General features: G+C 39.7%; 5 protein-coding genes. 2 read left to right on the forward strand and 3 right to left on the reverse strand.

Going from position 1 to position 11,370, the window contains the following annotated elements; translation table 11 throughout:
* Both ACJMMI_RS01915 and pulA read left to right on the forward strand, forming a co-directional pair.
* The coding region (locus ACJMMI_RS01915; RefSeq protein ID WP_405352991.1) for a MucBP domain-containing protein at positions 1-565 on the forward strand (565 nt) is incomplete at its 5' end.
* 60 nt (positions 566-625) lie between these two features.
* Complete coding sequence (gene pulA, locus ACJMMI_RS01920; protein ID WP_405352993.1) at positions 626-3,796, forward strand: type I pullulanase; 3,171 nt, start codon at positions 626-628, stop codon at positions 3,794-3,796.
* 315 nt (positions 3,797-4,111) lie between these two features.
* Here the strand turns inward: pulA and ACJMMI_RS01925 are convergent, their stop codons facing one another.
* The 3 genes from ACJMMI_RS01925 to gltB form a co-directional block, all read right to left on the reverse strand.
* Positions 4,112-5,401: a hypothetical protein gene (locus ACJMMI_RS01925; protein ID WP_405352995.1), complete on the reverse strand. Its 1,290-nt coding sequence runs from the start codon at positions 5,399-5,401 to the stop codon at positions 4,112-4,114.
* A gap of 216 nt (positions 5,402-5,617) precedes the next feature.
* Positions 5,618-7,102, reverse strand: coding sequence for a glutamate synthase subunit beta (locus ACJMMI_RS01930; protein ID WP_405352996.1), 1,485 nt, complete (start codon positions 7,100-7,102; stop codon positions 5,618-5,620).
* 15 nt (positions 7,103-7,117) lie between these two features.
* Positions 7,118-11,370, reverse strand: a 4,253-nt coding sequence (gltB, locus tag ACJMMI_RS01935) for a glutamate synthase large subunit (RefSeq protein WP_405352998.1), incomplete at its 5' end; no start/stop codon positions are given.

Raw genomic sequence — 11,370 nt, forward strand, 5'->3', positions numbered from 1 at the left:
AGTTACATTCCACTTTGTTGATAAAGAGAGTGGAAAAGATTTAACAGATTTTTACTCAATCAAGAACAGAACAGGCGTTGAGTATTATACACCTGAAATTCCGGGTATTGAGAACTACAGACTTGTGCTTGATGAGTTACCTGATAACGCATCGGGTGTACTTCCCGACAAGGATTTTGATGTAACATTTAAGTATGAAAAAATTGCTGACGATGACAAAACAAAGGACGAGTGCCGAGTAAATGTAATCTATATGGACGGCAGCGGTAAGGTTGTGGAAAAAACAACTCTTACAGGCAATGAGGGAGAGGAATACAATGGCTCCGAAAAAGAGTTCGAGGATATGACTCTCAGATTTGTTCCTAAGAATGCTAACGGCACTTTTACAAAGACTGAAATTAATGTTATTTATTCATATTCAAATGACGCAGACCCGCTCAAGTCTGTAATGGTTGTTGTTTACATTGCCGCAGGACTTATTCTTGCAGGCTGTGTGGCAAGCACAATTTACTCAACAAATAAAAGAAAAAAGGCATTTGCCGAGTCTATGGATATAGACGAATAATTTTTGGTAGTTAATCCCACAAGGGATAGATTATAAAAATCACAAGGAGGAAATAAATCTATGAGAACTACAAAGAAATTTGTTTCTATTGTTCTTGCACTTTGTATGCTCGGTTCTACAGCAGCGGTAACAGCTATGGCAGCTACCACTGATGATGAAGCAGTTTCGGGCGGCTCTGTTGCAGCGGATACTACCGCTACAAAAGCACTTGAAGAGCTTGACGCAAAGTATAGATACAATGGAGATGACCTTGGTGCTACTTATACCAAAGAAGCAACCACTTTCAAGGTTTGGTCACCTACAGCAACTGACATTAAGGTAAATATTTTTACAACAGGTTCAGACAGTGAAGAGGGAGCAACTAAAATAGGCTCTTTCCAGCTTGAAAAAGATGACGCTACAGGCATTTGGGAGATTAAGCTTGTTGGCGACTGGAAAAATCTCTACTACACTTACACAATCACAGTAGTTAACCCTACAACAGGCAAAACTACTACAAGCGAAACACAGGATGTTTACTCAAAGGCAGTAGGCGTAAACGGTAACCGTTCAATGGTTGTTGACCTCGACTCTACAGACCCTGAGGGTTGGGAAAAAGATAACCATGTATTCCAGAATGAGGTTACAGACAGCACAGTTTATGAGCTTCATATCAAGGACTTCTCTTACGACCCTGCATCAGGTGTTTCAGAGGCTAACCGTGGTAAGTACCTTGCTTTCACAGAAGAGGGCACTACTCTCAACGGAGAAGGCAACATTTCTACATGTATTGACTACCTTAAGGATCTTGGTGTTAATACAGTACAGCTTAACCCATTCTATGACTATGCTTCTGTAAATGAAGCTGGCAGCGATGAGCAGTTCAACTGGGGTTATGACCCACAGAACTACAATGTTCCGGAAGGCTCTTATTCTTCAAACCCATATGACGGTAATGTAAGAATTACAGAGTGTAAGGAAATGATTCAGGCACTCCATGACGCAGGCATCAGCGTTGTAATGGATGTTGTTTATAACCACACATATTCAACAGATTCTTGCTTCCAGAAGACTGTTCCTAACTATTACTACAGACTTAACAGATCAGGTACATTCTCAAACGGCTCAGGTTGCGGCAATGAGTGTGCAACTGAGCGTGCAATGTACAGAAACTATGTAATTCAGTCTTGCCTTTACTGGGTAAATGAGTACCATGTTGACGGCTTCCGTTTTGACCTTATGGGTATTATGGATGTTGAAGCTATGAACCAGATCAGAGATGCTCTCGATCAGGTTGATACAAAGGTTACAATGTGGGGTGAAGGCTGGAACGGCGGCGACTCTTACCACCCAACAAATACTTGTGACGGTACAAAGTTTATGCCGGCTGTTCAGTCAAACGCAGGCTCACTCAGCGAGAGAATCGGTATCTTCAATGACTCTGTTCGTGACGCTATCAAGGGCGGTGCTATGAGCATTGCAAACACAGGTTTTGTTCAGGGCTCAAAGGGTGCTGCTAAGGGTATTGCTTACGGCTTGTTCGCTAACTCAAACGGTAACTACAAGTGGAAGGCTAAAGCTCCTTCACAGTCAGTTACATACGCTGACTGCCACGACAACGCTGCTCTTTATGATCAGCTCGTTGCTTCTACAGTTTCAGGCGACTACGGCAACCGTTACGAAGACCTCGTTAAGATGAACAAAATGGCAGGTGCTATTGTAAATACTTCACAGGGTATTTCATTTATGCTTGCAGGTCAGGAAATGGCTCGTACAAAGTACGGAGATACAAACAGCTACAAGTCATCACCGGAGATCAACAAGATTAACTGGAACAACATTGTAGAGTATCAGGATCTCGTATCTTACTATAAGGGCCTTTTTGAAATCAGAAAGAACTTCACACCATTCACAGCAATGGATACAAATTATGCTGCAAACTATACACTCAATCAGGCAATGGGTAGTGCATTCTCTAATCAGGTTGCATTTACAGTAAAGAACGACCAGGCTGACGAGTGGCAGACAATGGCAGTTATCCACAACTCTCAGAAAGAAGCTAAGGAAGTAAAGCTTAAAGATGAGAGCTGCACAGAGTGGGTAATTATTGCTAACGGCGAAACAGCAGGCCTTAAGAACCTCGGTGAGGTATCAGGCTCAACATTCACAGTTCCTGCATTGACAACAATTATCGCTGTTGACAAGGCAAGCTTTGATAAGCTCGCACTTGATGACGGTATGGGTCAGGTTACTGTAAAGTATGTTCACGAAAAGACAGGTAAAAACCTTGTAGATCCTGAGGTTATTCAGGGTACAATCGGCACAGGCTACACAACAGCCGGCAACACAAGCATTGCTAATACATATGTATTGAGCAAGGTTGAGGGTCCTGCTACAGGCACATACTCTTCAACTCCTGCTGAGGTTACATACTACTATGCTGACTATGTTCCACAGTCATTCCTTGATGCTGACCTTACAAATGACGGCGTTGTTGATGTTCGTGATGTAACAAAGATGCAGGAAATCATCTCTGATCCTGATGATTACGATGCAGAGTTAGTTGCAAAAGTAGATGTAAACTACGATACTCGTAAAGATGTAAACGATGTTACAGCACTTCAGGTTTACCTTTCAGGTGACCCTGTATCAGCAGGCAGCGTTACAGTAAACCACTACTACACAGCTGAGGACGGCACACTCAAGAAGCTTACTCCTTCAACTGTAATTTCAGGCAGAGCAGGCGATGACTACACAACAGAGAACTACCGCACAATCGGTTACTCAGTAGATACAACAAGAATGCCTACAAATGCTGTTGGTCACATTCCATTTGGTGTAGATGTAAGCATTGACTACTACTATGTAGCATCAAGCATGGATGTTAAGCTTCATGTTAAGCACAATGGCTCTTTGACTTGGGACCCAACACTCTGGCTTTGGGGTTCAGACACAAACGGTGTTGATGCAGACAACTACACAACATCAGGCACATGGCCTGGTGATACTCTTACAGAAAAAGACGAAAACGGCTGGTATGTTAAGGACTTCACATGCACAAAGGCTGGTTCTTTCAATGTAATTGTTTCTGACACAGGTACAAACCAGACAATCGACTATAAGGGCTTTATTGATAACGAGCTTTGGATTGTAATTGATGATGCTAAAGTTATGGGTGGCACATATCTTACATTCTATACAGAGAATCCAGATACAAACCCAGACGCACCAATCGCAGTTCCAATTAGCTAAGCTAATAGTTAAATAATTCAAGCCGACCTCGAAAGGGGTCGGCTTTTGCTATGTATGTGAAGTTAGTTTTTAAATAAAAAATAAAGAATTAGAGATATAACTGTTAGTAATTATTAATTTAAAATATTTTATATTTGTTATCTTTACGCTAAAATTTCCTAGCCATTTTCAAAGAATTATAAGTTTTAAAAATTATTTTTTACAAATTAATATTTTACGCTGAGTTTAAACTATAAGAAATATAACAAAATATTGTAATACTCATTTTGTGAAAAATAACGAATATTGCGAGCGTTATTTATATATTCGGACTTTTTAATTAAATAAATCACGACATCTATCATTATTTAAAATAATGCTGCAAATAGTTTGAAGAGTAGGTGCTGATTGTGTATTATACCTATAATAGGTTAAAATATCAGTGTTTAATTCTTCAATAAAAATATTTCCCTCATAATTGGGTTCTATCTTATTTTTAATTTCATAATAATTATTACTGCCAAAAAGAGTTTGAATATCAGGGTTGATAAAATCTAACACTGTAATAGTAAGCATTTCAAAGTATACGTTAATAGGATTAATACCACTACCAATATAATATGTATTATTTTCAACAACGTGTAGAAGTGGTTCGCTTTGTATTTTATTCAAAGATGTTTTATACGAAAATTCTCTTACATTAAAAATTTCTTCATAAATCTCTCTTGTTATGTTATAGGCGATACCTTCTTTTCCTAATCGCTCATTCAAGTCCTTATATCTAAAGTCACTTGTTTGTTGAAATGTACTTCCTGGTACTGCGTTTATTAAGCCTTGACTTTCTGCGACACCATTTCCTCTTTGATGTATCAAAATATAATTTGATATTTTATCATCTTTCCTTACATTTTTTAGTACTAACAATGTAACAATTCCTATTGTTGAAAATCTATTAGAAAAATCATATATAGAATTATTATTCCTTATTATTAATTTATTTTTATTTTTATAACTTAATGCAAGTTCAAGGCCATATGGAAAGCAAGAATTAATAAAATCAAAATAAAAACCTTCTTTAATTGTTATTTTGATAGTATTGTCATCAATATCAATATTGCTTAAACCATAACAAGGTAAATTGTAAATATGAGAATTTTGATATATTAGTAGATTATCAGATAGAGAAAGATCATTATTAGGCAAAATATTGTATTTTTTAAAAGTTTTTTTGATAATTGAATAATCTGAATTGTTTTGCTTGGTATCTGCGATAAGTGATATTTTGCTAATTGGAATAGGATTTTTATCTAAACACATCCAATCATTTTTATAAAATAATAGATTTTCATTGCTTTTATTTATGCTAAATTCTATATCATTAAGATATTGTCTTAATTGATATTGATTTTGAGAAAAAATTGAGTATATAGAAGAAAATTTTTCTTTTCTGTTTTCTTCTTCACTTTCTCTATATTCAACTATTGCTATGATTGTTGCAGAAATTGCAAGTATTATATTAAAAATATCAACAAATTTACTCCAAATTTCAGAGGGCAATAAAATTGAAATTACGAATAAAAAAATGATTATAATCGGTATTAGTATTAAATACTTTTTGTTATTCATGTTATTACCTCTAATTTAATTTAATTTTAACATATTATAACATAAAAATATATAAAGATATAGTGGTTTTAAATTTATTTTACATTTATAAAATATACTAAATGTTTTATTATTTATGGTAAACGAATTTATAAACTTATATGTTTTGCAAAAGCAAATGCACAACGATTAAAAACCGTTGTGCATTTAGATAATGGAAGATTTAATTATTATACATTAAAGATTTGTGTAACCCATAAGGCTTAAATCAACCTCTTTGGCTACATCTCTGCCTTCACGAATTGCCCATACAACAAGTGACTGTCCTCTGTGCATATCGCCGGCTGTGAATACATTCTTTACATTGGTTGCGTGTGAACCTTCGGTTGTTGCCACATTTGTTCTTGCGTTTACTTCAACGCCGAAAGCCTTAGTAACATAGCTTTCTGAGCCTAAGAATCCGGCTGCAATGAGTACAAGCTCTACATCAACTTTGTACTCAGAACCTTCGACCTCTTTCATCATAAGTCTGCCTGTCTTTTCGTCCTTTTCAGGCTTTAACTTAACAAGAACTGCACCCTTGAGGTTGCCCTTATCATCAGCAAGAAATTCTTTGACTGTGGTCTGATATACTCTTGGATCATGACCGAATACCTCAATAGCTTCTTCCTGACCGTAGTCTGTTTTGCAGACTCTCGGCCACTGTGGCCATGGGTTGTCAGCTGTACGCTGATCAGGTAATTTTGGCATCATCTCAAGCTGAATAACTGACTTTGCACCGTGGCGGATACTTGTACCGACACAGTCATTACCTGTATCACCGCCGCCGATAACCATTACATTTTTGCCTTTTGCTGAAATGTATGTGCCGTCCTTTAAGCCATTGTCAAGCAATGCCTTTGTAGTTGACTTGAGAAAATCTACTGCAAAGTAAATGCCCTTTGCCTCTCTGCCTTTTGCCTTAATATCTCTTGGATTAGAAGCACCGCAGCAGAGAATAACTCTGTCATATTCTTCAAGAAGCTTTTTAGCTTTAACATCTTTGCCGACATTAACGCCTGTTTTAAACTCAACGCCCTCTTCTTTCATAATAGAAATCTTGCGGTCAATAACCTCTTTTTCAAGCTTCATATTACGAATACCGTACATAAGCAAGCCGCCTACACGGTCAGAACGCTCGAATACTGTTACCGAATGACCTCTCTGGTTGAGCTGGTCAGCGGCAGCAAGTCCGGAAGGACCTGAGCCGATGATTGCAATTTTTTTACCTGTTCTTACCTTTGGTGGATTTGCCTCAGCAAGCCCCTGTTCGTAGGCATTTTCGATAATGCCGTACTCGTTTGCTCTTACAGTTACTGCGTCACCGTTAGCACCACAAGTGCAAGCCTTTTCACAAAGGGCAGGGCAGACACGAGAGGTAAACTCAGGGAAGTTGTTTGTGATTTTAAGTCTGTTATATGCTTGTTCCCAACAACCCTTAAAAATAAGGTCGTTCCACTCAGGAATAAGGTTGTTAAGAGGACATCCTGAGAATGCGTTGCCAATCTGCATACCTGCCTGACAGAACGGAACACCACATTCCATACATCTTGCACCCTGTTTTTCCTGATCTTTTTTGCTTAAAGGTGTGTGAAATTCGTTATAGTTTTGTATTCTTTCCTTAACTGAAAATGCCTCGGCATCTTCACGATTGTAATCCATAAAACCTGTTGGCTTTCCCATTATTGTGTGCCCTCCTTACTTGTTGTTGATTATCTGATAGAATGCTTCAATCTGAGCCTGGTCGCTGCTGAGGCCCTTTTCTTCCATAGAAGCGATTGCAGCCATCATTTCTTTGTAATCGTGAGGAACAATTTTCTTGAACTTTGGAAGATATTCATCAAAGTTATCAAGAATTTCTTTACCCTTAGCAGAACCTGTAGCCTCTGTGTGCTGCTCAATAAGGGATTTAAGCTCGATAATATCGTACTTTTCCTTTACCTCGGAGAAGAGTACCATTTCCTTGTTAAGCTTTGTGTAAAGATCTCTGTCCTCGTCAAGCACATAGGCAACACCGCCTGACATACCTGCGGCGAAGTTTTTACCTGTTTTACCGATAACTACAACTCTGCCGCCTGTCATATATTCGCAGCCATGGTCGCCGACACCCTCAACAACTGCTACAGCACCGGAGTTTCTTACGCAGAAACGCTCACCTGCAACACCGTTGATAAATGCCTTACCGCTTGTAGCACCATAGAATGCAACATTACCGATGATGATGTTATCCTCAGCCTTAAATGTAGAGCCCTTTGGAGGATATACTACAAGCTTACCGCCTGATAAGCCCTTGCCGAAGTAGTCATTGCTGTCGCCGACAAGTTCAAGTGTAAGTCCCTTAGGAATAAATGCACCAAAGCTTTGTCCACCTGAACCTTTACAAATGATTTTGAATGTATCGTCCTCAAGCTTATCATCAAATGTTTTTGTAATTTCTGAACCGAGAATTGTACCGAATGAACGGTCTGTGTTCTTAACATCAACAGTAATTGTCTTGCTCTTGCCGTTTGAAAGGGAAGACTTAAATTCCTTTAAGAGTACCTTTTCGTCAAGTGTTGACTCAAGCTTAAAGTCGTAAAGGTTCTTCTTCTTGTATTCAACCTTGTTTGAAACAAAGTCAGAATTAAGAATATTTGAAAGGTCAATTTCAGATGCCTGACCCTCAATGCCGTCTTTTCTCTTGATAAGGTCAATTCTGCCGACAAGTTCATCGATAGTCTTAACACCAAGCTTTGACATATACTCTCTGAGTTCCTGAGCGACAAAACGCATAAAGTTCATTACATATTCAGGTTTACCCATAAATCTTTTTCTGAGCTCAGGGTTCTGAGTAGCTACACCGAATGGGCAGGTGTCAAGGTTACATACTCTCATCATAGCACAACCGAGTGTTACGAGTGGGGCAGTGGCAAAGCCGTATTCCTCAGCACCGAGGATAGCAGCAATGGCAACATCTCTGCCGTTCATAAGCTTACCGTCAGTTTCAATAACAACCTTGTTTCTGAGGTCGTTCATAATAAGTGTCTGATGAGCTTCAGCAAGACCGAGCTCCCATGGAAGACCGGCATTGTAGATTGAGTTTCTCGGAGCAGCACCTGTACCGCCGTCATAGCCTGAGATAAGGATAACACCTGCACCGGCTTTTGCAACACCTGCAGCAACAGTACCTACACCACATTCCGAAACAAGCTTTACAGAAATTCTTGCATCTGTGTTAGCGTTTTTAAGGTCATAGATAAGCTGAGCAAGGTCTTCGATTGAATAAATATCGTGGTGTGGTGGAGGGGAGATGAGCGATACACCCGGAGTTGAATGTCTTGTCTTTGCAATCCAAGGATAAACCTTTTTGCCCGGAAGATGTCCGCCCTCACCGGGTTTAGCACCCTGTGCCATTTTAATCTGAATTTCGTCAGCAGATGTAAGGTACTTTGAGGTTACACCGAATCTGCCTGATGCTACCTGCTTGATTGCAGAGCAACGGTTGTCGGCAGTACCTTTTGTGAGAAGTCTTTCAAGGCTTTCGCCGCCCTCACCTGAGTTTGACTTGCCGTGAAGTCTGTTCATTGCAACAGCAAGTGCTTCGTGAGCCTCCTGAGAGATAGAACCGTATGACATAGCACCTGTCTTAAAGCGTCTTACGATTGAATCAACGCTTTCTACCTCGTCAATCGGAACAGGAGTTTCAGCATAATTGAAGTCAAAGAGTCCTCTGATATTTACAGGGTCCATTTCCTCTGAAATCATATGTGAATATTTTTTATAAAGCTCGTAGTCGCCTGTTCTTGTTGACTGCTGGAGCATATAGATTGTCTGTGGGTTATAGAGGTGTTCCTCTTTGCCGCTTCTGAATTTGTGACTGCCTCTTGACTCAAGGTCAGGCTTTGTGCCAAGACCGAGTGGGTCGAATGCAGAGGTGTGAAGTCTGTCAACATTCTTTTCAATATCTTTTAATGTGATACCGCCGATTCTGCTGACTGTGCCTGTGAAGTAGTTATCAATAACTTCCTTGCCGATACCGATAGCCTCAAAAATCTGAGAACCCTGATATGACTGGATTGTTGAAATACCCATTTTAGATGCAATCTTAACAATACCGTGAAGAATTGCGTCATTGTAGTCGCTTACAGCGGCATAGTAATCCTTGTCGAGAAGGTCGTCTGCAATAAGTTCGTGGATTGTTTCCTGAGCAAGGTATGGGTTAATAGCACTTGCACCATAGCCGAGAAGTGTAGCAAAATGATGTACTTCTCTTGGCTCACCGCTTTCAAGAATGATAGCACATGATGTTCTTTTCTTTGTAACAACAAGGTGTTGGTGGATTGCTGAAACCGCAAGAAGTGACGGAATAGCAAGGTGGTTCTCGTCAACGCCTCTGTCTGAGAGAATGATGATGTTTGCACCTTCGCTGAATGCCTTGTCTGTTTCAATGAAAAGTCTGTTGATAGCCTTTTTAAGGCTTGTGTTTTTATAATAAAGAATCGGAATAGTGGCAACCTTAAAGCCGTTGATGTTCATATTCTTGATTTTAAGAATATCAGTAGAAGTAAGGATAGGATTATGAATCTTAATTACCTTACAGTTCTCAGGCTTTTCTTCAAGAATGTTGCCGTCCTCGCCGATGTAGATTGTTGTAGATGTTACAACTTCTTCACGAATTGCGTCAATAGGTGGGTTTGTAACCTGAGCAAATAGCTGCTTGAAGTAGTTAAACAGCGGCTGTGGTTCCTTTGAAAGTACAGCAAGCGGGCTGTCTGTACCCATTGCAGAAATTGGTTCGGTTGCATTTTTAGCCATTGGAAGAATAGAAGTCATTACCTCTTCATATGTATAACCAAAGGCTTTTTGGAGTCGCTGTCTTTCGTCATAGCTGTGTTCCTCAACCTTTACATTAGGAATCTTGAGGTCTTTAAGACGAACAAGGTTGCTGTCAAGCCACTCACCATATGGCTGCTTTGAAGCATAGTACTCTTTAAGCTCGTCATCGTCAATAAGTTTGCCCTGTACAGTATCTACAAGGAGCATTTTGCCCGGACGAAGTCTTTCCTTAGTAACAATCTTAGCAGGGTCAATAGGGAGTGCACCGACCTCAGATGAAAGGATAAGGTTGTTGTCGTCAGTGATGTAGTATCTTGACGGACGAAGACCGTTTCTGTCAAGCACTGCACCCATAATATCGCCGTCAGAGAAGAGGATTGAAGCAGGGCCGTCCCATGGCTCCATCATTGTAGCGTAGTACTGGTAAAAGTCCTTTCTCTTCTGAGAAATTGTGTGGTTTCTGTCCCAAGGCTCAGGAATTGTAATCATAACGGCAAGAGGTAATTCCATACCGCTCATTACCAAAAATTCAAGAGTATTGTCAAGCATTGCTGAGTCTGAACCCTCAGTATTTACAACAGGAATAACCTTGTCAAGGTCGCCCTTTAAATGCTCTGACTTCATGGTTTCCTCACGAGCAAGCATCTTGTCAGCATTGCCTCTGATTGTGTTGATTTCACCGTTGTGAACAATCATTCTGTTTGGATGAGCCCTCTGCCAGCTTGGGTTTGTGTTAGTTGAAAATCTTGAATGAACCATAGCGATTGCTGATTCATAGTCAGGGTCTTGAAGGTCTGTAAAGAATCTTCTTAACTCGCCAACAAGGAACATACCTTTATATACAATAGTTCTGCTTGAGAGAGAAACTACATATGTGTCTTCGTTACTCTGCTCAAAAACTCGTCTTGCAACATAAAGCTTGCGGTCAAAAGGCAAGCCTTTCTTAACGCCCTTAGGACGCTTAATAAAGCATTGCATAATGTGAGGCATACACTCAACGGCTCTTTTGCCGAGTACCTCCGGGTTTGACGGAACATTTCTCCAGCCGAGAATTTCAAGTCCCTCTTTTTCTGCAATAATTTCAAACATCTTTTTAGCCTGATTTCTTGCAAGTTCATTCTGAGGGAAGAAGAACA

The sequence above is a fragment of the Ruminococcus sp. genome, assembly GCF_045129435.1.
Lineage (GTDB): Bacteria > Bacillota > Clostridia > Oscillospirales > Acutalibacteraceae > Ruminococcoides.

What these genes read in the sequence shown, in the direction of transcription:
- ACJMMI_RS01925 (WP_405352995.1), bottom strand. Translation starts at nt 5,401, where the DNA reads ATGAATAACAAAAAGTATTTAATACTAATACCGATTATAATCATTTTT.
- ACJMMI_RS01930 (WP_405352996.1), bottom strand. Translation starts at nt 7,102, where the DNA reads ATGGGAAAGCCAACAGGTTTTATGGATTACAATCGTGAAGATGCCGAG.
- pulA (WP_405352993.1), top strand. Translation starts at nt 626, where the DNA reads ATGAGAACTACAAAGAAATTTGTTTCTATTGTTCTTGCACTTTGTATG.